20 protein-coding genes are annotated in these 24,979 nt (G+C 37.9%); 11 read left to right on the forward strand and 9 right to left on the reverse strand.

Features of this window, described 5'->3' with window-relative positions:
* Nucleotides 1-24: 24 nt before the first annotated feature.
* From N7931_RS14170 to N7931_RS14190, 5 genes are all read right to left on the reverse strand, one after another.
* The gene (locus N7931_RS14170; RefSeq protein WP_262794953.1) at nt 25-1,047 is read right to left on the reverse strand and encodes a glycoside hydrolase family 43 protein; all 1,023 of its coding nucleotides are present in this window, start codon (nt 1,045-1,047) and stop codon (nt 25-27) included.
* A gap of 230 nt (nt 1,048-1,277) precedes the next feature.
* On the reverse strand, nt 1,278-2,120 hold the full coding sequence (gene kduI / locus N7931_RS14175) for a 5-dehydro-4-deoxy-D-glucuronate isomerase (protein WP_262794954.1): 843 nt from the start codon (nt 2,118-2,120) through the stop codon (nt 1,278-1,280).
* A 28-nt stretch (nt 2,121-2,148) separates the two neighbouring features.
* Nucleotides 2,149-2,916, reverse strand: coding sequence for an SDR family oxidoreductase (locus N7931_RS14180; RefSeq protein WP_262794955.1), 768 nt, complete (start codon nt 2,914-2,916; stop codon nt 2,149-2,151).
* A gap of 148 nt (nt 2,917-3,064) precedes the next feature.
* On the reverse strand, nt 3,065-3,814 hold the full coding sequence (locus N7931_RS14185; protein ID WP_262794956.1) for a FadR/GntR family transcriptional regulator: 750 nt from the start codon (nt 3,812-3,814) through the stop codon (nt 3,065-3,067).
* 435 nt (nt 3,815-4,249) lie between these two features.
* Nucleotides 4,250-5,041 carry a DeoR/GlpR family DNA-binding transcription regulator gene (locus tag N7931_RS14190; RefSeq protein WP_262794957.1) on the reverse strand — a complete coding sequence of 264 codons (792 nt, stop codon included), beginning with the start codon at nt 5,039-5,041 and terminating at the stop codon, nt 4,250-4,252.
* A gap of 738 nt (nt 5,042-5,779) precedes the next feature.
* Between N7931_RS14190 and fbaA the strand changes: the two genes are divergently transcribed.
* The 11 genes from fbaA to N7931_RS14245 all read left to right on the forward strand — a co-directional run bounded on the left by fbaA (nt 5,780) and on the right by N7931_RS14245 (nt 17,372).
* A complete protein-coding gene (fbaA, locus tag N7931_RS14195; protein ID WP_262794958.1) occupies nt 5,780-6,853 on the forward strand; it encodes a class II fructose-bisphosphate aldolase in 1,074 nt (357 codons plus the stop codon).
* Nucleotides 6,854-6,863: 10 nt separating this feature from the next.
* Entirely contained in the window at nt 6,864-7,817 is a 954-nt protein-coding gene (locus N7931_RS14200; protein ID WP_262794959.1) for a class 1 fructose-bisphosphatase, read from the forward strand.
* A 275-nt stretch (nt 7,818-8,092) separates the two neighbouring features.
* A complete protein-coding gene (locus N7931_RS14205; protein WP_262794960.1) occupies nt 8,093-8,956 on the forward strand; it encodes a DMT family transporter in 864 nt (287 codons plus the stop codon).
* Nucleotides 8,957-9,115: 159 nt separating this feature from the next.
* The gene (locus N7931_RS14210) at nt 9,116-11,920 is read left to right on the forward strand and encodes a monovalent cation/H+ antiporter subunit A (protein ID WP_262794961.1); all 2,805 of its coding nucleotides are present in this window, start codon (nt 9,116-9,118) and stop codon (nt 11,918-11,920) included.
* Nucleotides 11,920-12,276 carry a Na+/H+ antiporter subunit C gene (locus N7931_RS14215; RefSeq protein ID WP_262794962.1) on the forward strand — a complete coding sequence of 119 codons (357 nt, stop codon included), beginning with the start codon at nt 11,920-11,922 and terminating at the stop codon, nt 12,274-12,276. Before N7931_RS14210 ends, N7931_RS14215 begins: the two co-directional genes overlap by 1 nt.
* A gap of 2 nt (nt 12,277-12,278) precedes the next feature.
* On the forward strand, nt 12,279-13,787 hold the full coding sequence (locus N7931_RS14220) for a monovalent cation/H+ antiporter subunit D (protein WP_262794963.1): 1,509 nt from the start codon (nt 12,279-12,281) through the stop codon (nt 13,785-13,787).
* A complete protein-coding gene (locus N7931_RS14225; protein ID WP_262794964.1) occupies nt 13,787-14,314 on the forward strand; it encodes a Na+/H+ antiporter subunit E in 528 nt (175 codons plus the stop codon). The genes N7931_RS14220 and N7931_RS14225 overlap by 1 nt, the downstream gene beginning before the upstream one ends.
* Nucleotides 14,308-14,577 (forward strand): K+/H+ antiporter subunit F, encoded by a 270-nt coding sequence (locus tag N7931_RS14230; RefSeq protein WP_262794965.1) that lies wholly within the window; start codon nt 14,308-14,310, stop codon nt 14,575-14,577. Before N7931_RS14225 ends, N7931_RS14230 begins: the two co-directional genes overlap by 7 nt.
* A 2-nt stretch (nt 14,578-14,579) precedes the next feature.
* On the forward strand, nt 14,580-14,915 hold the full coding sequence (locus N7931_RS14235; protein WP_262794966.1) for a Na+/H+ antiporter subunit G: 336 nt from the start codon (nt 14,580-14,582) through the stop codon (nt 14,913-14,915).
* A gap of 428 nt (nt 14,916-15,343) precedes the next feature.
* Nucleotides 15,344-16,321 (forward strand): DUF1852 domain-containing protein, encoded by a 978-nt coding sequence (locus tag N7931_RS14240; protein ID WP_262794967.1) that lies wholly within the window; start codon nt 15,344-15,346, stop codon nt 16,319-16,321.
* A gap of 28 nt (nt 16,322-16,349) precedes the next feature.
* A complete protein-coding gene (locus N7931_RS14245) occupies nt 16,350-17,372 on the forward strand; it encodes a methionine synthase (RefSeq protein WP_262794968.1) in 1,023 nt (340 codons plus the stop codon).
* Between the two features lie 272 nt (nt 17,373-17,644).
* Here the strand turns inward: N7931_RS14245 and N7931_RS14250 are convergent, their stop codons facing one another.
* The 4 genes from N7931_RS14250 to N7931_RS14265 form a co-directional block, all read right to left on the reverse strand.
* Nucleotides 17,645-19,597 carry a phytase gene (locus tag N7931_RS14250; RefSeq protein ID WP_262794969.1) on the reverse strand — a complete coding sequence of 651 codons (1,953 nt, stop codon included), beginning with the start codon at nt 19,595-19,597 and terminating at the stop codon, nt 17,645-17,647.
* Nucleotides 19,598-19,666: 69 nt separating this feature from the next.
* Nucleotides 19,667-20,638, reverse strand: coding sequence for a purple acid phosphatase family protein (locus tag N7931_RS14255; RefSeq protein WP_262794970.1), 972 nt, complete (start codon nt 20,636-20,638; stop codon nt 19,667-19,669).
* Nucleotides 20,638-23,331 (reverse strand): TonB-dependent receptor, encoded by a 2,694-nt coding sequence (locus N7931_RS14260; RefSeq protein WP_262794971.1) that lies wholly within the window; start codon nt 23,329-23,331, stop codon nt 20,638-20,640. Before N7931_RS14260 ends, N7931_RS14255 begins: the two co-directional genes overlap by 1 nt.
* Nucleotides 23,332-23,757: 426 nt before the next feature.
* A complete protein-coding gene (locus tag N7931_RS14265; protein WP_262794972.1) occupies nt 23,758-24,921 on the reverse strand; it encodes an alginate export family protein in 1,164 nt (387 codons plus the stop codon).
* Between the last annotated feature and the right edge of the window lie 58 nt (nt 24,922-24,979).

Genomic DNA, 24,979 nt, shown 5'->3' on the forward strand with positions numbered 1-24,979 from the left:
AATTTGATTGATAAATTATTGGGATTATTCAGACTGGTTTTGCCCAAAATGAGTTAATAAATTATCCAGTGTCGCTTGCGATACCTCAACAATCGTGCCGTGACGACTACCTTTTGGCATATTCAAATCATCTGAAACTAATTCCCAGTTATCAAAGTCTTGGGTACGCATTACGCCGTAGTTATGATTGGTATATTCATCAAAATACACATAAAACCAATCCTGATATTCGGCAATTGTTGGCCCTTCAACCCAGACATCTTTTGGTGTGAATGCTTTTTCATCTACATGCCAAGGACCTAAAGCCGATTGAGCAACCGCTACTCTTAAATTTTTTGCTGGCGGATAACGGGTTTCATCTTTTAACACCATAATGTATTCGTCATCAACATTAATCATGGTTGAATCAATTACATTAAAATCTGGCTGTAATAATAAAAAGGTATCTGAATAGCTTTCAAAATCTTTGGTGGTGACAGCATAAATACGGTGATCCCAACCTTTATCTGCCTGCTTTTCTGTTTCCGGATACGACCCCGGAATTGTTGATGCCCAATAAATTAAATATTGTTGAGTTTGCTGATCCCAAAAAATTTCCGGTGCCCATGCATTTTTTGCGGTAGGAAAATCCTGCATTGTCGGAATAAATTTTTGCTCAGACCAGTTAATAAGATCATCTGAATGAGCAATCCCAATCCCGCCATCTTCCCAGCTACTGGTCCAAACCATGTGGAATTTGCCATCAGGCCCTTTAATAATACAAGGGTCGCGCATTAACTTGCCGCCCACCTGAGGGCTTAATAAAGAGTTATCCTGATTAATCGCAGTCCAGTTCAAAGCATCGTGGCTATAAGCCAAGTGCAAACCATCTTGCCCGTTACCTCGAAATGAAGAAAAAATAAATGCAGTTTCTGATTGAATTTGTTTATTTTCAGTCTGAGCTTGTATGGTTGATTGTTGCTCCAACTGAGCTTGCCCACAAGCATTTAATGCTAATACAGATAATAAACACGCCCCTTTAAATAACCCTGATTTTTTTAACTTCATTATATTTGTTAACCCTTTGATAAAAATATGGCAACTAATATACACAGCAAAGAAACAATTTCAAGCTACATCAATCAAAATCAATCAAATTTATTGTTAGATATTTTGTTTTAAATAATTAAAAGATAAAAAACAGAAGAGCCAAGAAGAAAGTAAGAAAAGAAGCAAAGTTTTCACTGAAAAATGGACATCCTTGTCCATTGACACACACGGGGTTACAAAAACTTTAATTAGCGGATTTCTGCCGGACCATATTTGTCCATATCGTCATAATCCAGATTTTCACCTGACATACCCCAAATAAAGGCATAGTTAGATGTACCGGCACCACTATGAATTGACCAAGGCGGAGAAACAACGGCTTGTTCATTTTGAACCCAAAGCACACGAGTTTCAGTTGGTTCACCCATAAAGTGAGCAACAGCTTGGTCTTCAGGTAAATCAATATATAAATAAGCTTCCATACGTCTGTCATGTTGATGACAAGGCATGGTGTTCCAAACACTACCCGGTTTTAAAATGGTTAAACCCATTTGAAGCTGACAAGTTTGCACAACGCTGTGAATTAATAATTGATTAATTTCACGCTCATTTGCCGTTTCTGGCGTACCTAAATTCAATACATTAGCATCGGCTTTAGTAACTTTTTTATCCGGAAATGAATGATGCGCAGGTGATGCATTCATATAAAATTTAGCCGGTTTAGTTGCATCGTTACTTGAAAACACAACTTTTTTATCACCCGCACCAATATATAATGCTTCTTTATTCGCTAAAGTATAAGTTGTGCCATCTACTTCAACTACACCATCGCCACCAATGTTGATAACACCAACTTCACGGCGCGATAAAAAGTGTTGGCTTTTTAACGGGTCGATGGTATCCAGCTCAATTGCTTTATCAACCGGTACCGCACTACCAACCATGTGGCGATCATAATGGGTATAAACCCACTTAACTTCATTTGGGCTGAATAAATCTTCAATTAAAAAGTTTGCTCTTAATTGGGCAGTATCAAACTTTTTCGCTTCGTTAGCACCAATGGCATAACGAGTTTCGTAATTTACGCTCATTCTTTAAAACCTCTCAATATTTGCAGGATTATCTGGCTAACCAGCCACCATCTACCGCTAAAATATGACCATTTACATAATCACTGGCCTGGCTTGCAAGGAAAATAGCCGCGCCAACTAATTGATCAGGTTGTCCCCACTCACCTGATGGAATACGCTTTTTAATTTCCTGATTACGCTCTGGGTTATCACGTAAAGCCTGAGTATTATCCGTTGCAAAATAACCCGGAGCAATTGCGTTAACTTGAATGTTTTGGCTCGCCCACTCGTTTGCTAATGCTTTAGTTACACCTGCAACCGCATGTTTACTTGCTGTATAAGCAGGTACAGTTAACCCACCAGTGTATGACAACATAGAAGCCGTATTAATGATTTTACCGGCACCACGCTCTAACATAGTTTTGCCGATAATTTGGCTTAATAAAAATAATGAATTTAAGTTTACATCGATTACTTTTTGAAACTCAGCAAACGGAAAATCAGCAGCCGGATAACGGGCAATAGTGCCACCGTTATTAACTAAAACATCAATTTTGCCATAGACTGCTAATGCATCATGTGCCATTTTTTCAACTGCACTATGATCAGCCAAATCCGCATACACACCAGCGGCTGTACCACCTAAGGCTTTAATTTCGGCTTCAGTTTCGGCTGTACCGCCTTCTCGTGAACTGGCACAAATTACTTTTGCACCGGCTTTTGCAAATCCAACTGCAAGCGCTTTACCAATACCACGGCTTGCACCTGTTACTAATACAACTTTGTCTTCAACTGAAAATATATCTAAGGTTTTCATGGCTTCCCCACTATCAAGATGTCACCTTATATGACAAGTTAAAATAAAGTTAAAAATAACTTTTAGACGAATTTAAATCCGGTTATTAACCGTTATCTCAATACTTTTACTGCCTTGCTACAGCATTTGCTTAAAACAAAGTTTAAGTCTAGCTGGCAGATTCCAGATTACCAACTTCAATTCGCTGTTGGTGGCGCGCTATGCTGTTTTCTAAATGTGCGCGCATAGCTGCTCTGGCAAATTCTTTATCTTTAAGTTCAATTGCACGCATAATTTGTTCGTGCTCTTTTTGAATTAAATCCAAATATTCCGTGGTATTTAAATCATGTCCCTGCGTAATAATGTCTCTGGCAGGGATCACTCCCGCGCCAATAAAATCAATAAACCGGACAAAATACGGGTTTGAAGTAGCTTCTGCTATCGATTTATGAAAAGCAAAATCTTCGTGCATAGAGTCTAACTTTTGCTCATTTTTTTGACTAATTTGAACAAAACATGCTTTGATTTTAGCTAACTGACTCTCTGTTCTTTTTTCAGCACTAAGTGCACACATTTCTGTTTCAACCGCTTTGCGCAGTTCTAAAATTTGAATCGCATCTTTAATCGAAGCAAATTCAGAAGCATTGATTTCAAAAGCGTTGGTATTGGCCGATTTGGCATTAGCAACAAATACACCAACGCCTTGTCGGCTAATCAAAATGCCTTCAGCTTTAAGCTGAGCAACAGCCTCTCTAACTACACTTCTACTAACGCCCGCCTGCTCTTCAATATATTTGGATGAGGGTAATTTACTGCCAATGGCATATTTACCCTGCTTAATCTGTTGGCGTAATAAATCGGCCAGTTCAGAAGTCAGGTTATGTGAACGACGAATTTTAGAAAATGCAGCGTGTTCCAATCTTTACTCACTTGTCAGATAAGTTAATCTGCCATCAAGTTAACATATCTTGTCTTAAATTGTGTAAATTTGAATTCAATCAATCCAGATTTTAGCTTGAAGCGGATTAAACAAACTAAAACCGATGATAATTAAATTAACTTTTTTATAATTCAGCAACACTTGTATGTTGTCATACAAGTTAATTTAAAACAATAATAAATTAACCATATATTTTATTTGTTTGCCAATAAATATTGGCTAAATATGCCAGTATTTTATAAACAAACTTAGGTTATTTAGCTTTAAACCAAGGTTATTTATATAAAGAGGTAAAAACAAATCAATCTGAATTTACCTCTTAAAACGCCTTTCAAGATACTTAATACTTTGTGATACACAAAGTTTAGTCAACTTAAAGCGTAACTCATTAACTAAACAAATATCCGGTGAATTTTACTCACCGCCATCCACAACAATCACTTCAACCCCTAAACGCGCATAGCTGTCTAAGATTTTTTGATCAGCATTGCTGTCCGTAATTAACGTATCAACATCCGTTAATGGGCAGAAAATAAAGCTGCTGCGTTGATCTAATTTAGAGCTATCCGCCAACACAATTAGTTTTTCAGCCTGACGACGTAATTTTTGCTCAGAGCGAATTAATAGTGCATCAGATTCAGTTACACCAAACTCACTAATGCCTGGCGTACCCATAAACATTTTGCTCGCACTATAATGCTGTGTTGTATCATTATCGTAGGCACTTAAAATAATACCTTGTTTACGATAAATTTCACCACCCGGTAAAGAAATTTGATTAGTGCTACGCTCTGCTAGCTCTTGGGCTAAAACAAACGAGTTGGTCAGAATGTTTAAGTTTCTGTCTTGCAAAAACTCACCCATCATATAAGTGGAACTACCACCATTAATAATAATTGATTCGCCTTCAGCACATAATTCAACGGCTTTTTTTGCAATTAAGCGCTTTACATCAGCTTTGGTTTCGCGTGACACCCAAAAAGCATTACCTGCAATATGCTTTAATTTGCTGCCTTCACGCCCGGTTTCTAATGCTTGAGCTCCGCCATGTACTCTAACAAGCTTATTTTGCTTATCCAGTTTGACTAAATCTCGTCTGATTGTCGCTTCCGAGCTGCGTAATAATTGAGTTAACTCGGCAACTGTCACAAACTTTTTTTCATCAAGTATGTCGAGCAACAGTTGCTGTCTTTGAATTTCTAACATTAAGTAAAATCCGCTTATTATAGTTTAAGAAAACGTTTTAATTATTCTGCATAAGTCCGCACAAACAGAGATAACAATACAAAATTAAATCGAATAACTCTCCCCAAAGTTACACATTTAACAAAAGTGCAAAAACATGCATATATAATCAATATAGCATTGAATTCTCTCACATTATGCTTAGTTAGGCAAATTTTAAACAATTTAATCTTTGTTTAAAATTATGCACTCGTCAAATTAAATTCTTTGAAAATACGTTAAACAACGCCCAAATAAGCTTATTGTACGATTATTTGAAAAATTAACATGCGTTGAAATTTGATTAATTTTGTATATAAAAAGTTTGCAGACCATTCACAACAATGCTAAATTAATCACCAACAATCATCATCGGTCATTACTTTTATTGTTTTATTAGCCCTTTCTATTAAAACAAGCCATTTGTTTTGCTGGTTGTTATATCAGCAAAATTTGCGTTATTAGGTATTAACTTTGCCTCTAACAATTTGCATTTGGCAAACAGCCGATGCAGTTATTGATTTGGCAATAAAACGGAGCAAATAAATACAAAATAAGATGCGCAAAAATGTAGCAATATTGCAGTAAAACCGATTGTTGAAAAATTTAAATAGTCTGAGCTTGAATCATTTTGGTCAATAAACCACAGCGATAAGTTCAACTTTAACAACACAATGAAGCCAACAAAACGACATTAGGATTCTGGGAGTAGAATACACGATGACCACAATTAGCGATATTAAACCAGGTGTAGTGACTGGTAGCGATGTTCAAAAAATATTTAAACACGCAAAAGAAAATAACTATGCATTACCTGCGGTTAATGTAATTGGTAGCCATTCTGTTAATGCTGCACTAGAAACCGCAGCCAAGGTCAATGCACCCATTATCATTCAGTTATCTAATGGCGGTGCCAGCTTTTTTGCCGGTAAAGGGTTAAAGTGTGATAAACACGAAGCAGCCATTGCAGGTGCAGTCGCGGCGGCGCATTATGTACATCAAATGAGCCAGTTATATAAAGTGCCGGTTATTTTACATACCGATCACGCAGCTCGTAATTTATTGCCTTGGATTGATGGTTTGTTAACTGCGTCAGAGCAATATTTTGAACAAACCGGCAAGCCTTTATTTAGCTCACACATGATTGATTTATCAGAAGAATCTTTAGAAGAAAACATTGCAACTTGTGCTGAGTATTTAGCCCGCATGGCTAAAATGGGGATGACGCTTGAAATTGAATTGGGTTGTACTGGTGGTGAAGAAGACGGGGTTGATAATTCACACTTAGATAAATCAGCGCTTTATACTCAGCCGGAAGATGTTGCTTACGCTTACGAAAAATTATCCGCTATCAGTAAACAGTTCACGATTGCGGCTTCGTTTGGTAATGTCCACGGGGTTTATAACCCGGGTAATGTACAACTTACGCCTGTGATTTTACGTGATTCACAAAGTTACACCTGCGAAAAATTTGAGTTACCACATAATGCTTTAGATTTTGTATTTCATGGTGGCTCGGGTTCTTCAAAAGCCGAAATCCGCGAAGCAATTGGTTATGGCGTGATCAAAATGAATATTGATACAGATACTCAATGGGCGTTTTGGCATGGCATTCAAGCTTATTATGAAGAGAAATCAGATTATTTGAAAAGCCAGTTAGGTAACCCTGAAGGTGCAGATAAACCAAATAAAAAGTATTATGATCCTCGCAACTGGTTACGCCATGCAGAAACCTCTATGATTAAGCGCCTTGAGCAATCATTTGAAGAACTTAACTGTATTGACCGTTTTTAAAGGATAACGCATGCAATCTATTGAAGATTTATTGGTTGATTTAGAAGTGGATGCTAAGCTTCAGCACGTCATTCACTCTATTTTATCCGCGTCTAAAGAAATTTCGTTCAGAGTTGGAATGGGTGCAATTTCAGGTGTACACGGTGCAGCCGAAACTGAAAATGTGCAAGGCGAAACACAAAAAAAGCTGGATATTATCTCAAACCAGATTTTGCTCGACTTATTAGCAAAAAACCCTTACGTTCGTTCGGTCGCTTCTGAAGAAGAAGATTTACCGGTCGCCTGCAAATCAGGTGCACCATTTTTAGTCGCTTATGATCCGCTAGATGGTAGCTCAAACATTGATATTAACGGCCAGATCGGTACTATTTTTACGATTTTACCGGCAAAAGAGGGTGTTGAAGATGGTTCAGTTGAGCAATATTACCAAACTGGTGATGATCAACTGTGTGCTGGCTATGTATTATATGGCCCTGCCACTATTTTATTAATTGCGGTAAAAGGTGAGATCCACGAATTCACACTTGATAAAATCAACAAAGAATTTTATCAAACTAAAAATCAGGTGAAACTGCCGGGCGGAACAAAAGAATTTGCAATTAATATGGCAAATTATCACTACTGGTCTGAGTTTTATCAGCAAACAATTACCGATTTAATTAATCCGTCAAATCGTGACAAAACCTATAATATGCGTTGGAATGGCGCTATGGTTGGTGATGTGCATAGGGTATTGACCCGTGGTGGGGTATTTTTATATCCGTCTGATACTAAAAACCCGAAACAACCTGCCAAACTTAGGTTATTGTACGAAGCATTTCCGATGGCAATGCTGGTTGAAGCTGCTGGCGGTCAAGCCAATACAGAAACAAACAGCATTTTAAAAACTCAGTTAACTGAGTTGCATCAAAGAGTGCCTGTTATTATTGGTGATAGTGAATTGGTTAATACGTTTACTCAGTAAACCTATCTTATTTGCGATCAATTCCCGATAATCATTTAAAGAGCGTATTATTTTTTAATACGCTCTTTTATTTTCTCTAGTTCCTTTTCCATAAAGTTTTGACTGTTTGAGCGCACCCTGTAGATCGGCGTTTACGCCGTTGAATTTCGTAGTCTAACGGCGTAAACGCCGATCTATCGATTGTTTTATGTTTGTTCACTTCCTGCCTGTAAATACTTGCAGCTAATAGCTATAGCCTGCAAAATAGCGGGCAAAACAACATATTAAAATAATTCATGGCTTATTTATTAACTATCACCCTACTCTGGGCTTTTTCATTTAGTTTAATTGGTGTTTATCTGGCAGGTCAGGTAGATCCTTGGTTTTCAGTATGGACTCGCATTGCTCTGGCCACATTAGTCTTTTTACCATTTTTACGGATAAAACAACTTTCAACTAAATTAACCACTCAATTAATGTTAATTGGCGCAGTTCAGTTAGGGGCAATGTACGGTTTTTATTATCATTCGTTTTTATATTTAACTGTACCCGAGGTATTACTATTTACCGTAATGACCCCAATTTATGTCACTTTATTAAACGATGCCCTTGAAAAGCGTTTTAATAAAACCTTTTTTATCAGTGCGTTTATTGCCACTTTAGGTGCGGTGGCTATTCGTTTTGATGGATTAAACCAAGGCTTCTTTATTGGCTTTTTAATTGTGCAGGCATCCAATTTATGTTTTGCCAGTGGTCAGGTGTTTTATAAACGCTTAATGCAAAATCACCAACACATTAAACAAGCTAATGTATTTGGCTGCTTTTTTATCGGCGCGTTAATTACTGCCAGTATTTGTTTGTTGTTATTTGGCGATTTAACCCAGCTTCCGGTCACGTCAACTCAATGGGGTATTTTAGTTTATTTAGGCATTGTTGCCTCTGGCATTGGCTTTTTTGTGTGGAATAAAGGAGCCACTCTGGTAAATGTAGGTGTATTAGCTGTGATGAACAATTTACTGATCCCGGCAGGTATTGTGGTAAACCTACTCATTTGGAATCGGGATGCAGATATTGGCCGCTTATTGCTGGGAGGTGCTATTATTACTTTTGCACTTTTGCTTAATGAGTATTTGATAAATAAACAAATTAAATTGTCATAATTTTCATAGACTATACAAGGGCAACAGCGCTGTTAAAACGGCGCTTTGACATAATTTGTCAAACAATGAATTTCTGTTAGACTCATGTAAATGAATAGACAATCGTTTTATTATTCCGTAATAATATAAGAATATAAACTAATTCATGGATTTAAACCTATGGCGCTATTTTGGATCCCACTACTGACAACTCTCGGCAGTCTGATCTCATCGCTAACGGCGAAGTTGAGTCGTAATCAAACCGCAGCAATTACTTTGCTTGCGCCAATTGCAGCATTAGCCATTTGTTTATATCACGCCCCTGCTGTTTTTAATGGCGACATTTTATATAGCCAGTTTAATTGGCTGGAACAACTTAATTTAAGCATTAGCTTTAGGCTAGATGGCTTAGCTTTTTTATTTGCGCTACTCATTTTAGGCATTGGCAGCTTAATTATTTTTTATGCCCGCTATTATTTAAGTGACAAAGATTCACTGTCTAAACTTTATGCTTATTTAATGCTGTTTATGACAGCTATGCTCGGCATTGTTTTATCTAACAATGTTATCCAGCTTTGGTTTTGTTGGGAATTAACCAGCATTAGTTCTTTTTTATTAATTAGTTACTGGAATGATAAAGCCGAAGCCCGCAAAGGCGCTTTAATGGCGTTAACCGTTACTGGTGCTGGCGGTTTAGCCTTATTAGCTGGTTTAATGTTAATTGGTAATATTGTTGGTAGTTATCAACTGGACGATATTTTAGCCAGCGGCGAATTAATAAAACAAAGCCAATGGTATGAAGTGACTCTGGTATTAATTTTATTAGGTGCATTTACTAAATCAGCTCAGTTTCCATTTCATTTTTGGTTACCGCACGCAATGGCTGCGCCAACTCCGGTGAGTGCTTATCTGCATTCGGCGACTATGGTAAAAGCCGGTATATTTTTAATGGCACGGTTTTACCCAGCGTTAGCCGGTACTGAAATGTGGTTTTTACTGGTCAGCTTAACGGGTTTAGCTACTTTATTACTAGGCGCGTATGTTGCGTTGTTTAAGCATGATTTAAAAGGTTTATTAGCTTATTCGACTATCAGTCATTTAGGTTTAATTACTTTATTATTGGGCTTAGATACCGAGCTTGCGACGGTTGCTGCTATTTTCCACATAATTAACCACGCTACCTTTAAAGCCTCTTTATTTATGGCGACCGGTATTATTGATCATGAAACCGGCACCCGTGATATGCGAAAACTCAACGGTATGTGGCGGTATATGCCCTACACCGCTACTTTAGCTATGGTTGCAGCATCGGCGATGGCCGGTGTGCCTTTATTAAACGGCTTTTTATCTAAAGAAATGTTTTTTGCTGAGACTTTGCATTCGCAGCTTTTAGGCTCTATGTCTTGGTTAATTCCGGTATTAGCAACTGTCGCGGGTGCGTTTTCAGTTGCCTATTCAGCCCGTTTTATTCACGACGTGTTTTTTAACGGCGATCCAATCGATTTACCAAAACAACCGCACGAAGCGCCGCGTTATATGCGAGTACCAATTGAAGTATTAGTAGCGCTGTGTTTTGTCGTTGGTATGTTCCCAAATTATATCGTTGACGGTTTATTACAGGTTGCCTCAATGGCGGTGTTAACTGAAGCAACTCCAGTATTTGAAATTGCGATCTGGCATGGCTTTAATTTACCTCTATTAATGAGTGGCGTTGCAGTAGGCGGCGGTATTTTAATTTATACCCAACGTAAATATTTATTCCAGTTTCAGGCCTCTTTGCCGAGTTTAAGTGCAAAAGCTATGTTTGATCAGGCACTGGATTATTTATTTATTTGGAGCCAAAAACGCATTAAACAATTTGAGAACGGATCGCTTCAGCGGTATACCATTTTATTGATTATGCTAGTGTTATTTGCCGCTGGTGCTCCTTTATTTGAAATGCATCAGTTGGTTGGCCAAAATACACCGCACAATATTGATATGTTTAACGCAGTCGGCACCAGCTTATTAATTGCTGGTGCGCTGGCAACGGTTATCTGGCATCGTCATCGAATGATTGCTTTATTGATGATCTCAGTTGTGGGTTTAATGGTTTCGGTTGCATTCACCCGTTTTTCTGCACCTGATTTAGCTTTAACCCAGTTAAGTGTTGAGGTTGTCACCATTGTTTTGTTAATGCTAGCGCTATTCTTTTTACCACAACATACCCCAAAAGAATCCAGCTCGATTCGGGTATTGCGGGATTTATCTATCGCTTCGGCTTGTGGGGTCGTCATTGGCAGTATTTGTTATGCCATTATTACCCGACCACTTGATTCTATTTCACAATTTTTTATTGAAAACGCTAAAACCGGCGGTGGCGGCACTAACGTCGTAAACGTGATTTTAGTGGATTTTAGGGGCTTTGATACCCTAGGTGAAATTACTGTACTTGGGATTGCCGCATTAGGTATTTACAAAGTATTGGTTAATTTACCCTTATTTATGCCTGCAACCGATGGTGAAGGCCGCAAATGGGCAAAAGAAAAATACCCCTTATTATTAGCCACTATTTCACAAACCCTGTTACCACTTGCGTTGTTAGTTTCTGCATTTATCTTTTTACGTGGGCATAATTTACCGGGCGGTGGTTTTATTGCCGGTCTAATCACGGCAACAGCAATTATTCTGCAGTATATTGCGCATGGCTCTAACTGGATAGCAGAACGCTTAACCATCAATTATCGTAAAATTATTGCTATTGGGGTGATGATTGCACTGATTTGCGGTATGGGCAGTTTGGTGTTTGCTCGTCCGTTTTTAACAAGCTGGTTTGATTATTTTGATATTCCTTTAGTTGGTAAAACTGAACTGGCCAGCGCCTTAATATTTGATTTAGGGGTTTATGTAACTGTGGTTGGTTCAACCATGATGATTCTCGCCAGCTTAGGTAAACTCACAGCCAATGAGCCAAATAAGCAAGAAAAAGCCAGAGGAGCAGATTAATGGAGCTGTTATATTCAATTTGTGTTGGTGTTTTGGTTGCTTGTGGGGTGTTTTTAATTTTACGGGCGAGAAGCTTTCCAATTGTATTAGGGTTAACCATGTTGTCGTATGCAGTCAATCTGTTTTTATTTGCATCTGGACGTTTATCAATTAATCAGGCGGTTATTTTAGGGGCATCTCCCCAACATGCTGACCCTCTACCACAGGCTTTGGTGCTTACAGCCATTGTGATAGGTTTTGCTATGACTGCCTTTTCCGTTATTTTAGCGATTCGTGCACGTGCCGATTTAGGCAATGATTTTGTTAATGTGCAAGGCAGCAATAGCACAGTAAAAAAAGCTGGGAGTAAAAAGTAAATATGCAGCATTTAGTCGCTTTTCCTATTTTATTTCCGCTGTTAAGTGCTTTGTTATTACTTTTGCCGCCTTGTGGAAAAAACTTAAAAATCAGACGTTTTGCATCTGTTAGTTTTGCTTTTATTACTTTACTTATTAATATTTACTTAATAAATGAAGTACTCCAGAACGGTATAACCAGTTATGCAATTGGTAACTGGCAAGCGCCTTTTGGTATTGTTTTAACAGCCGATCTACTAGCTGTCAGTTTAACTACCTTGGTTTCATTACTCACTTTATGCTGCGTTTTATATAGCTGCGCTGGAGATGATGCCAGAGGTAACTTTTTCCATCCGTTAGTACACTTTTTATTAATGGGGGTCAGCGGCGCATTTTTAACCGGTGATTTATTTAACTTATTTGTATTTTTTGAAGTGTTATTAATCGCCTCTTATTCATTACTAATGCATGCCGGAGACAAACATAATACCCGTGCGGCATTACATTATGTGGTCATCAACTTAGTTGGTTCTGCGGTATTTCTAATCGCACTGGGTACTTTATATGGTGTAATCGGCAGTCTGAATATTGTAGATATGGCTGCTAGAATACCCAAATTAACCGGCGATGATATTTTTATTGCCAAAGTGGGCGGCTCATTATTATTTATTGTATTTGCGTTAAAAGCAGCATTAATGCCGCTTCATTTATGGTTACCAAATACCTACGCAACTGCAATGCCGGTTATTGCGGCTTTATTTGCGGTAATGACCAAAGTAGGCATTTATTCAACCATACGGGTTTATAATTTATTATTTGCCCCCGAAAACGGTGCTCTGGCTTCGTTAGGTCAAAACTGGTTATGGTATGGTGGATTAGCCACAATTGCGATTGGTACTTTTGGCGTATTAGCCAGTCAGGATATGCGTAAACTGATTGCGAATTTAGTGATAGTTTCTGCCGGCACATTAACTGCGTTAATTAGTTTGCAACAACCGCAAGCAACCGCAGCAGCCCTTTATTATTTGCTGCATTCAACCTTGGTGTGCGCCGCATTATTTTTATTTGCCGATTTAATTGCCCGCCAACGCGGAAAAGTTGCAGACAGAATTACCACTGGCAGACCTGTCAAACAAGGTTTTGTTTTAGGTTTTGGCTTTTTTCTGGCCGCATTAACTGTGATTGGCATGCCGCCACTTTCTGGTTTTATTGGCAAAATCTGGATTTTAAAAGCGACGTTTCAACAAGCTGAATATATGGTGTTCTGGCCGGTTTATTTAATTTCTAGCCTGTTAATTTTAGTTGCAGTTACCCGCGCTGGCTCAATTGTATTTTGGCAAAACAATCCAATTGATGCGGATAAAAACGATACGCAACCGGCTCATCCAATGCAAATTTTGGCAACTTACATTTTAGTATTTGTCTCGCCACTGCTTGTTATTTTTGCCAAGCCCATTACCGATTTTTGTTTACAGGCCGCCATGCAATTGCATCAGGTAAGCGCATTAACTCAAACGGTTGGAGGTTTATAATGTTATTAAAAAAAATATTTCCGACACCAGCCACCAGTTTACTTTTATTAGTTGTTTGGCTGTTATTAAACAATAGTTTATCTGCCGGACAAATTATTTTAGGGAGTGTTTTGGCGATTGTGATCCCTTGGGTAACTAGCCCGTTTCGTGACGAACATTCATCCGTTAAAAAACCTTTTCTGGCATTAAAACAAATTTTAATTGTGCTCTACGATATTATTACTGCCAATATGCAAGTGGCGGTACTCATTTTAGGGCCGAATAAAAAACTGCGACCGGCGTTTGTTAAAGTCCCGTTAGATATGACAGATGCCTTGCCGATTACCTTATTGGCGAGTACGGTTTCGTTAACGCCGGGTACAGTGAGTGCGGAAGTTTACCCAATTAGTGAAGAACATCATATTAGCCAATCAGATGAGCAAAAATATTTGTTAATTCATGTGCTGGATTTAAAAGATGAAGCTGAGCTAATTCAACAAATTAAAACCCGCTACGAAGCACCATTAAAGGAGATATTTCAATGTTAAGTACAGTAATTATTGTTGTATTTGCCATGTTGGGTATCGCTTTATTGCTCAATATCTGGCGACTGATTAAAGGCCCTTCTGTGCCGGACAGGATACTGGCGCTCGATACCATGTATATTAATACGATTGCGGTAATTGTTTTATATGGTTTGCATAACGACACCAGTTTATATTTTGAAGCTGCTTTATTAATTGCGATGTTAGGTTTTGTCAGCACAGTTGCTTTATGTAAATATTTATTAAGAGGCGATTTAATCGAATAACTATGATGTATGAATGGATAGTTTCAATTTTATTGCTAATTGGCGGCACATTAATTTTAATTGGCTCTATTGGCTTGGTTAAAATGCCGGATTTTTTTATGCGCTTGCATGGCCCAACCAAAGCAACTACGTTGGGCATGGCTTGTTTGTTAATTGCCGCTATGATTTATTTTTCGGCTACCCATACAGGGTTTAGTTTTAAGGAAATTTTAATCTCGGTATTTTTATTAATCACAGCCCCGATAAGCTGTTATATTTTAATTAAATCAGCGATTCACCATAAACTGAAAGCCGAAAAGCATACTCAAGGAATTGAAAAAATAGAAAAAGATTCTTAATTCCCTCTATACTACTGGTATATTATTTTATTTGTTTAATAACTCTGGTTAGTTAATTTTTATTACTTATTAATCAAAATTAACTAACTATCTAAAGCTTCCCTTATTTCTCTATCACAAATAAATTTCCTTTTTTCTTATTACTTTTAACTCGCTAAATAATCCCAGTGTAATAAATCTTAGATTGGATTTATCAGCCCTTAAACCAATCTTGAATATTTTTCACTTTAAATATGAAATACAAACAATTTTATTCACGTTTAATTCCCTGTATAAATTACCTTGTTCTTACTTCAGGCATTATTAGAACTGTCTTTTCTAAATCTTAAATAGTTTAAAAGCCTATTTAATCAGCATGAAAAAGCCGTAATGCCTTAGTGTATGAAAAATATATTCAGGTTGTGTTATAAAATTGGATACCAGATACGATGAATACAGAATTTACATTTACGATTAAAAGCATTTGCTTTGATGAAAATTATCAGCCATCAGACAATACTCGCATCACCACCAATTTTGCTAATTTGGCTAGAGGAAAAAGCCGACAAAATAATTTACGTAATGCCTTAGAAATGGTTAACAATCGTTTTAATGCGTTAAGCCATTGGGATAATCCTAAGGGAGATCGTTATTCTGTTGAACTTAAAATCATCTCAGTGGATATAGATATTGAAGGTAGTGGGCAAAGCTTTCCATCAATTGAAATATTAAAAACAAATATTATTGATCACACAACGAATCAATGCATTGAAGGAATTGTAGGAAATAATTTTTCTTCTTATGTCAGAGATTATGATTTTAGTGTACTACTACTTGAGCACAACAAAACACGAGATAAGTTTAGCATCCCTGAAAACTTTGGTGAGTTACATGGAAAGCTATTCAAATGCTTTGTTAATTCAGATGCATATAAACAGCATTTCAAAAAACCACCGGTAATATGTTTATCTGTTTCAGATAACAAAATTTATCAAAGAACAGAAAATCAGCACCCAGTATTAGGTTACGAGTACTATCCGAATGAATCATCTTTAACTGAACAATATTTCAAAAAAATGGGGCTACAAGTTCGTTACTTTATGCCACCAAATAGTGTTGCTCCCTTAGCTTTCTATTTTTTTGGTGATTTACTCAATGATTATACAAATCTTGAGCTGATTAGTACTATTAGTACGATGGAAACATTTCAAAAAATTTACCGCCCAGAAATCTATAATGCGAATGCGACAGCAGGAAAGTTATATCAACCAAAACTGAAAAATAAAGATCATTCATTAACTCAAATTGTTTATGACCGCGCAGAACGTAGCAAATTAGCTATAGAGCAAGGTAAGTTTGCTGAAGAAAATTTTATCAAACCATACCAAACAGTTCTTGAGCAATGGTCTGCTAACTATACTTTATAATTAACAAAGATTTATAACGACATCTATTATGAAAAAATTACTTCCTACCTCAACTGCTGGCAGCTTACCTAAACCGTCTTGGCTTGCTGAACCTGAAAAACTATGGTCCCCATGGAAATTAAATGGCGACGAGTTAATAGACGGAAAAAAAGATGCGCTACGTGTGTCTTTACAAGAACAAGAACATGCAGGGATTGATATAGTTAGTGACGGCGAGCAAACACGCCAGCATTTTGTAACAACATTTATTGAGCATCTTGACGGAGTAGATTTTGAAAAACGTCAAACGGTTAAGATCCGTGATCGATATGATGCCAGTGTTCCATCAGTTGTTGGCGCTGTTTCGCGTCAAAAAAGCGTCTTTGTTGATGACGCTAAATTTTTACGCCAGCAAACTAAACAACCAATAAAATGGGCTCTGCCTGGGCCTATGACTATGATAGATACACTATATGATGACCATTATAAAAGCCGAGAAAAGCTAGCTTGGGAATTTGCTAAAATTCTTAACCAAGAAGCTAAAGAGTTAGAGGCTGCTGGTGTAGATATTATTCAATTTGATGAACCTGCGTTTAATGTATTTTTTGATGAAGTTAATGATTGGGGTATTGCAACATTAGAAAGAGCCATTGAAGGCTTAAAATGTGAAACAGCAGTACACATTTGCTATGGTTATGGGATAAAAGCTAACACAGATTGGAAAAAAACATTAGGCTCCGAATGGCGCCAATATGAAGAAGCTTTTCCAAAATTGCAAACATCTAACATAGATATTATCTCTTTAGAATGCCAAAACTCACGTGTACCTATGGATCTGATTGAACTAATTAGAGGTAAAAAAGTCATGGTTGGGGCAATTGATGTTGCAAGTAATATAATTGAAACACCAGAAGAAGTTGCCAATACTTTACGAAAAGCACTTAAATTTGTTGATGCCGATAAGCTTTATCCTTCGACTAATTGTGGTATGGCCCCTTTATCGCGTCATGTGGCAAGGAGTAAATTAAAGGCTTTAAGTACCGGCGCTGAGATTGTCCGAAAAGAGCTCTAGGCTTAATAGAAACTAACCAAGTTGTTAACAAACGGCTTAACGGCCGTTTGGTTAGTAAAATACAAAAATAACTTTTCCCAGCACACCCTATGAACAAAGTTCATCGTCTTAAATTTTTTAACACACTAACCTGCCACCAACCCAAAATACAAGATTAAAAAGCCTCAGAGTATGACTATGACTCTATTGCTAATTCTTAAAACAAAAAACGGGGCAGCTCTAACCCTGCCCCGCCTTTTACGGTGATTATTTTAAACTCTTATTTTTAATATTTACTCTTTAATTAAAGGGCTTATTTTATCCCAGCTTACTAATTTAAAATTTTGTGGCTGAGCTGGCATCACATTACGGCCGTCTTGTACAACTAATAATCCGTTTGGATATTGAGCGCCAAGGTTGGCTGAGGTGACGGCTAAACCATCGGTTTCGGATGCGCCATCGATTCCATTTTGTGGGTCAGCAACTATGCTAAAATTCGCCACTGGCAGGTGTGTTTTGAGTGAAAACACCACATAAGAGTCGTTACCCTGACTCGATGCCACTAAATATTTGTGATCTTGTCCGTGATAAATCGACACACCTTCTAAATCGTCAAACAATACTTTGTTATCTACTGCGTAGACAAGCTCAGGTAATGTACCACCATCCGCTTCGGCTGAGATTTTCCATAAACCAACATCTTCTTCGCCAAGATATAAAGTTTGTGAATCCGCATCGGCAACACAACCTTCTGGTTGAGATTTAACCGCAAATTCGCGTACTAATTTACCTTTAATTTGAGCACCGGAGAAATCCACTAAATATTGGTGAAATAATCCGCTTTCATCGTTAATAAATACATAATATTGATTGGTTTTAGCTGAATGATAAGTACATAAACCATATACATCCGGCAGGCTGGTTGGTAAATCAACTAATGTTGAAACCACGCCTTGTTTGGTAATTTTATACAGCGAAATACTGTTATGGGTGCGGTTACTTGCCGCTGCAAAATCAAATGTTTCGCCGTTAAAAGTTGCACCATAGCTAATATCAACATTATTTACTCGACCTGAGGCGATACTGTTTTTAATTTTGCCATTTAAGTCAAATACATATAAACCGTAGCGCTTGTCTGTTCCTAAAATTAAGCTTTGCTCTGGGTTTTGTTGATTAACCCAAATTTCCGGATCATCTGCGGCATCACCAAACTTTTCAACGGGTGCAGTTTCGTCATCGGCGGCAATTTCAGTAATCGCACTTTCGCTGAATACTCGTTTATTTAATTTAACTGGGGCAACCGCCGTTTTATAATCACCGGCTTCATCATCATAAAATGCCAGTTCAACTTTGTCGTTATCCAAAGTTTTCGCACTAATACTTTCATTAGCAATGTGCTGCTCTAGCTGAAATGTCTGCATTGACCATTTTTCAGCTTTGTCTGCGGCAACTTGATAATGCTGGATTTGCGCAATTTCAGGTAACGCAACTAATAAACTGCCGTCAGCTAATATTTGAATGTCTTTAATTTCGCCTTCCAGCTCGCCAAAAGGCTGCTGCATTGCAATTGCATTGCGCGATAAATCACGCTCTGGATTAACCGGATATTGCCAAATTCCAGTTGTTTCTTCAGCAATATAAAGCTGGCCGGTTTTATCATCGACACTACAGGCAGAGCTTTCTGGTGGCGCTGGAAACTCCCGAATTAAATAATCAACCACTTGGTCTTGGCTAGCCTGATAAACCATGCGCTGCTCAACCATATTTTGAGCCGTTAGAATAAACGCATAAATATCTTGCGATTTAGCCTGATACAAACACATATTATTAATTGCGCTGTTTTGCGGTTTAATACTGGCTAATAATTTAAATTGGTTGTTTGCCTTATTTTGGCTAATTTGCTGGCTAAATAAGTCTAATCGGCCATTTTCTTTTTCAACGCTAGCAACTAAATAACTTTGCGAGCCAATTCGGCGGTAATCCAGCGCCTCATAATTGCCGCTATGCTGGCTTAAAATAGTGCCTTGGTTATCTAATAACATAACCCCGTCGTTTTCACTATTGGCAAGCCATAACTCAGTACCAAACGGCATTATTTTCTGGCCATTTAATTTATCTTTTTGTAATAGCGTTTTGCTGCTTAATGTAAATGCAGAGCCGGTATTTTCAACCTTGCTTTGTGCACTACAGCCAGATAATCCGGCAATTAATGCCGTTGCCAGTAAAGACACATTTAATAATTTCATTTTAAAACTAACCTTAATTCTAACTATTTGTTTAATTTTTTAAAAAAGCGAGTTGGGTAACACTACGGGTTATTTAGCAATTTGAGTGCGATAAATAATCTCGCCTTTTGCATTTATCATTTGCACAAGAATGTTATTTTGGCTAACAGAAAGCGCGGTAAAACCGGCTTGTGCTTCGGCAAATTCGGTAAATTCCCGTGCTTTTACTTCACGCACAGCTGAACCCGCTCCCGAGATAAAATGCTGCACCGTTTTGCCTTTAATTTGGTTATGCTGTAAATCGTGTTCGTGCCCTGCAAAATAAGCTTGTACCTTATATTTTTCTAAAATAGGCTCTAATTTTTGGCGAACCGAATCGGTTTTGCCATATCGCTTACCACTGCTGTACATAGGGTGATGACCAATCACAATTTTCCATTTAGCTGTGCTGCCAGCTAATAATTGCTCCAGCCAGCTAAGTTGAGCTTGTCCATTTTCGGCGCGCACCGCGGCGTATTTTTCTTCAGTCTGATACTTAGCTTCAAACGGATTGGTATCTAAAAATATCAGTAATAATTCGTCTGAACTTTCTGGAATAGATAAGGTTTTGCTGTAATATCGGGCAGGCATATTCCAGCGTTTGCTAATTTTGCTGTAATCAATTTGCGCCTGAACATTACCGCGATAGTCATGATTACCTAACACCACATACCAAGGTTCAAATAAATGCGGGCCTGAATAAATATCCTCATACGAAGATTTTAAATAAGGGTCGTTCACACTGGCGATGCCATCGGGATAAAAGTTATCTCCGGCCGATACAATAAAGTCGCCATCTAACCAGTACATTGCATTGTCCATTTGTTCAGCGACTTCTTTTTGCTGAAAATGTCCGTTGCGTCCCCAGTCACCAACAACAATAAAGTTAATGGCGTTTTCAGTAACGGTTAAATTTTTAATCGGGTGTTGCTGATACCAAAGTTCGTCTTTGTACAGCGCGGCATGCGCTGTACAAAGTAAAACAAACTGTAATATCACTAAGCTTGTTTTAAATAACTTCATTAAAATGATGTCCAGCTAAAACCTAACTCAAAAGTACGGCCATAGGTTTCGTACTGAGCATTGGTATTTTTGTTATCAAAATAATGATACATAGGCTCATCATTTAAGTTAACGGCATTAAAATACACATGCGTTTGTTGGTTGATGTAATATTTAGCGGTGAAATCAAATTGGGTGTGCGCATCTTCATAACGCAACAGACCATCGTCAATCTCTTCTAAGTTTTTGCTCTTATACACACTGGTTAAACGCAGGCTTAATAAGTCGCTTTCGTAACCTAACGTAAAGTTAGCTGTGGTGTCTGACTGGTTTGGTAATTGAGTTTCAAACGCTTCACCATCAACTATGGTAGTGGCTTCTGAATCAGTAAATGTCGCGTTGGCAGACATTAATAAACCAGAATCAAATGTTTTAACCCAAGCTAATTCAATCCCAGATAATGTTGCGCTTTCACCATTAATGGCTTGATACACTTCGTCATATTCTGTCCAGTCACCCGTACCGGCTACATTGGCGATCACAACAAAGTTATCAATGTTTTTATGGAAATAACCAGCTGATAACACCCCGATATGACCCGGATAATATTCAATTGATAAATCAAAGTTATCTGAAAAATAGGGTTTTAACTCAGGATTACCAACTTCTGCTTCACGTTCAGTTTCAAATACACCGTCATCTTCTTCGGTAGTGGTTGAAATAATCTGAAACGCAGCAACATCTTCAAATTTAGGACGAGCTAAAGTTTGAGTAAATGCAGCGCGGCCAATGATTTGATCTGAAAATTGGTATTTTAAGTTTACGCTTGGTAATACTTTGCTGTAGTCACGCTCACCAGTCCAGCTTGTAGTATCGACATATTCATCATCAGCTTGTTCATCTTCAACCACTTCCACTCTTTGGCCTTGAGTTGAAAAATCAGTTTGTTCATAACGCACACCGGCAACAACACCCAATGCACCAATATCAAACTTAGCCATAGCATAAGCGGCAAAAATATCTTCGTTGATGGTATAAGATGCGCCTTGAGATTCAGCTTCTGAGTCTAATTCAGCTAACTCAAACCCTGATTGATTTGCTTGATAATGCTGGCGTAAACCGCTGCGATTTAAGCCCGGACCAAAATCACCTAAACTCCAGTCAAGGTTTTGCACCGCAAATTCGCTGGCATCAAAGCTGTCAAACGCATCACCGCCGTCATAAATTAAAAAGTTGGCGCTGGCTGTTTTTTCACGTTGACGATATTTAGTACCAACTTTAAATTCAACCGGACGACCATTAATTTCTAAGGTTTTGGTTAAATCTAATTTAAAGCTGGTTTCTTCATCTTGAGCTTTTTCTGATTCATCAGACACCTCATCCAACTCATAATTTGCCAAATCCATTGCCTCACTTGGTTGTGAAACCTGAGGTTTTTGGCCTTGCATTTCGCTTGAAATGTCTAAGTCTTCAGCTTTAATGGTGTAATATAATGCGTTTGGATTATCTTCAGTCGCTTTTGAATAACCAAGCTGATATTCAAGTTTCCAGCTATTAATTAAATGTTCTGCACCAGCCGTTAATGAAATAATTTCTTGAGTTTCTTTTCTGTCTTTAGTGCCGCGTTCAATTTCGCCATCTTCCAATGCAAATGTATTGCTTAATCTAAATTCGCTGTCAGAAAATTCACTGTATAAAGTGCGAAGATAAAATTGGTTATTAAAGTCTGGACGATAATCCAAGTTTACCGCAGCACCGGTACGCTCGCGGGTAATATCGTAAAATCTTTGTTCAATTTCATCATCGCCGTTTGATTCAATATTGTCTGAACCAAAGTTACGCTCCGAATAAGAAAGCGCCGCGGCAATCGCAAACTCATCATTGTAGCTGTCAGTAAAACTAGCTGATAATTTTGGGCTGGTTTCGTCTCTTAATTGGTTTTGTGATACCTGACCAGAAAAACTCATGGTTTGTACCGGACGATCAAAACCACTTAAGCTTTTAACCGCAATTGAACCACCAATTGCATCAGCATCCATATCCGGTGTAACCGTTTTAGATACTTCAAGTGCACCCACTAAGTTAGACGGGATAACATCTAATGCCACTGAACGAACACCGGCTTCTGGTGACGGTACATTTAAACCATTAATGGTGACATTGTTTAAGTTAGGATCAATACCACGAATCCCCACAAAGCGGCCTTCACCCTGATCTCGCTCAATAAACATACCCGGTAGGCGCTGCAAAGCTTCTGAAACGTTTTGATCCGGAAATTGACCAATCGCATCAGCCGAGACAATTGATTTAATGCTATCAGCATTTTTTTGCATATTAAGCGCACCAGCTTGACCTGCTCGCTGTGCACTAACAATCATGTGCTCAATGGTAACCGCTTCACCTAAAAATAATTTTTCTTCAACTAAGCCAGATTCATTAACGGTTACCGGAAATGTTTTTGGCGTTTCGCCTAAGTATTCAACTTTTAATGTGTAGTTACCGGCTGGTAAATTATCAAAACGATATTCACCAATTAAATCAGTTGTGGTTGAACGCTTTAGTTCAACAATAGATACTTTTGCCCCTTTAAATATTTTTTGTTCTGACTGGTCAGTGACTTTACCAATAATGTCACCGGCAAAAGCAGTAGGCGCGATTAAAGCAGCAGCACAAATTGCGGCCAATTTTTTCACTTTAAATGATGCCATATTCATTTTTGTATCCTTGAAGTTTTTTAAAATAATTTTGTGTGTAACGCTGTTGAGCGCATTAAACGGATACAGCCAAGTTTTTGCTATTAAACTTTTGTGACAAAGGCCGATTTTGAGCATAAAAAGTGAGATTAAATCGTTAAAAAAACTGGCGCTGAGCTAATTTAACCCTAAATATTTTTTATTTAAATTCAATTAATTAGACATTTTTAAGCGAGTAATTAGCCAGTAATTAAAAATAACAACTGCCAAAAAAACGAATTGAGTGAGCCAAATTGACCCCAAAGCGAAAAACTAACTTTTTATCCATAGTCGAGGTTTAAAAAACATAAAACTAAAACAAAAAATCAGGTTAACCAAAGCCAACCTGATTTTTTAGTCGTAAAACTGTATTTAACCTCAGCTCTGGATAAGAAGTTAGCTAAGGCATTAAAATTTAGCTTCTAGCTGTAACCAAGTTTTACTAATGTCATCACCCGCATCGCCGTTATAATCAGCATATTTAGCTAATACAGAAAAAGTTTGATTAATCTGATAAGAAGCCACTAAATCAAGCTCTTGGCCATAATCGGTATTCCCCTCTGCGGCACTAAAATCATGATAAAACGCAATCAGGGTTAACGCATCGTATTTATAAACCGCTTTAATATAAATATCTTCTAAACCACCGGCTGGAGTTGCCAAAAACTTATCGGCAAAACCATTAAAGGCGTGTTTGGTTGCCAGTGGCGTTTGAAAGCCATAAGCGCCATCGTCACTGCCAAGCGCTTCGTAACCTAAAGTAAAGTTAATCGCCGCAATTTTATAGCTAAAGTCTAACGCAAAATAATCTACATCATAATCACCCGCACTCTGGCTTTGTATCGCATAGCTGGCATGTGCTGTAATACCAGCCATTTTGCCTGTGTAATCAAACCCATAAGTATTAGTGTCTACATCATTTTGCTCATATAAATAAGCAAAACCTGAAATGCTGTGTTCAGGATTAATACTGTAACTGGCTAATAAATTATGCGCATCAATCTCAACATCTGTACCAAAAATGGTGCTGTTATTAATTAAATACGAATAATCCAGCTTAACTGCATCTAGGTTAGTTTGAATACGCACACCATCGTAAGTTTGCATATTTTGTCGCCAACCAACATGCCCGATAAATCTATGATTTAAATGAGTAATAATTTGACGACCTAAGGTGATTTGCGTTTGCTCATTGGTATATTTGAGAAAAGCTTGATTAATATCGCCGCCAATTGGATCGGCTACAACAGGATATTGAGTGCGGCCATTTAAAGTATCGTTATATTCAACTGGGCCTAATGAGCTGGTCATATCGCCTTGAATTAACGCAGAAAAACCTTTGTAAGAGCCGGTTGCTAAAGTCAGGCTAGACTTTAAAGTCATCGCTTTAGCATCTTCTGCTTTACCGGCCTGCTCAACGCCTTCATATCGTGCGCGCAAAGCAAGGCTGGCTTTACCTTCTTCGGTTATCGCTTCAGATAAAGTTGAAGCCGCATAACTCGGTAAAGTCACAGCGCCAGTGCTGATTAATGAAAAAATAGCTAAAGCTAGTTTCGATTTTTTGATTTCCATGAGTCACTCCCAAGTAACATTTTTAAGGTTAAAAAAATTAGTTTTGAAAGTGATGCCG

It is taken from the genome of Catenovulum sp. 2E275 (assembly GCF_025515275.1).
GTDB lineage: Bacteria > Pseudomonadota > Gammaproteobacteria > Enterobacterales > Alteromonadaceae > Catenovulum.

What these genes read in the sequence shown, in the direction of transcription:
- N7931_RS14170 (WP_262794953.1), bottom strand. Translation starts at nt 1,047, where the DNA reads ATGAAGTTAAAAAAATCAGGGTTATTTAAAGGGGCGTGTTTATTATCT.
- kduI (WP_262794954.1), bottom strand. Translation starts at nt 2,120, where the DNA reads ATGAGCGTAAATTACGAAACTCGTTATGCCATTGGTGCTAACGAAGCG.
- N7931_RS14180 (WP_262794955.1), bottom strand. Translation starts at nt 2,916, where the DNA reads ATGAAAACCTTAGATATATTTTCAGTTGAAGACAAAGTTGTATTAGTA.
- N7931_RS14190 (WP_262794957.1), bottom strand. Translation starts at nt 5,041, where the DNA reads ATGTTAGAAATTCAAAGACAGCAACTGTTGCTCGACATACTTGATGAA.
- fbaA (WP_262794958.1), top strand. Translation starts at nt 5,780, where the DNA reads ATGACCACAATTAGCGATATTAAACCAGGTGTAGTGACTGGTAGCGAT.
- N7931_RS14200 (WP_262794959.1), top strand. Translation starts at nt 6,864, where the DNA reads ATGCAATCTATTGAAGATTTATTGGTTGATTTAGAAGTGGATGCTAAG.
- N7931_RS14205 (WP_262794960.1), top strand. Translation starts at nt 8,093, where the DNA reads ATGGCTTATTTATTAACTATCACCCTACTCTGGGCTTTTTCATTTAGT.
- N7931_RS14210 (WP_262794961.1), top strand. Translation starts at nt 9,116, where the DNA reads ATGGCGCTATTTTGGATCCCACTACTGACAACTCTCGGCAGTCTGATC.
- N7931_RS14215 (WP_262794962.1), top strand. Translation starts at nt 11,920, where the DNA reads ATGGAGCTGTTATATTCAATTTGTGTTGGTGTTTTGGTTGCTTGTGGG.
- N7931_RS14220 (WP_262794963.1), top strand. Translation starts at nt 12,279, where the DNA reads ATGCAGCATTTAGTCGCTTTTCCTATTTTATTTCCGCTGTTAAGTGCT.
- N7931_RS14225 (WP_262794964.1), top strand. Translation starts at nt 13,787, where the DNA reads ATGTTATTAAAAAAAATATTTCCGACACCAGCCACCAGTTTACTTTTA.
- N7931_RS14230 (WP_262794965.1), top strand. Translation starts at nt 14,308, where the DNA reads ATGTTAAGTACAGTAATTATTGTTGTATTTGCCATGTTGGGTATCGCT.
- N7931_RS14235 (WP_262794966.1), top strand. Translation starts at nt 14,580, where the DNA reads ATGATGTATGAATGGATAGTTTCAATTTTATTGCTAATTGGCGGCACA.
- N7931_RS14240 (WP_262794967.1), top strand. Translation starts at nt 15,344, where the DNA reads ATGAATACAGAATTTACATTTACGATTAAAAGCATTTGCTTTGATGAA.
- N7931_RS14245 (WP_262794968.1), top strand. Translation starts at nt 16,350, where the DNA reads ATGAAAAAATTACTTCCTACCTCAACTGCTGGCAGCTTACCTAAACCG.
- N7931_RS14250 (WP_262794969.1), bottom strand. Translation starts at nt 19,597, where the DNA reads ATGAAATTATTAAATGTGTCTTTACTGGCAACGGCATTAATTGCCGGA.
- N7931_RS14255 (WP_262794970.1), bottom strand. Translation starts at nt 20,638, where the DNA reads ATGAAGTTATTTAAAACAAGCTTAGTGATATTACAGTTTGTTTTACTT.
- N7931_RS14260 (WP_262794971.1), bottom strand. Translation starts at nt 23,331, where the DNA reads ATGAATATGGCATCATTTAAAGTGAAAAAATTGGCCGCAATTTGTGCT.
- N7931_RS14265 (WP_262794972.1), bottom strand. Translation starts at nt 24,921, where the DNA reads ATGGAAATCAAAAAATCGAAACTAGCTTTAGCTATTTTTTCATTAATC.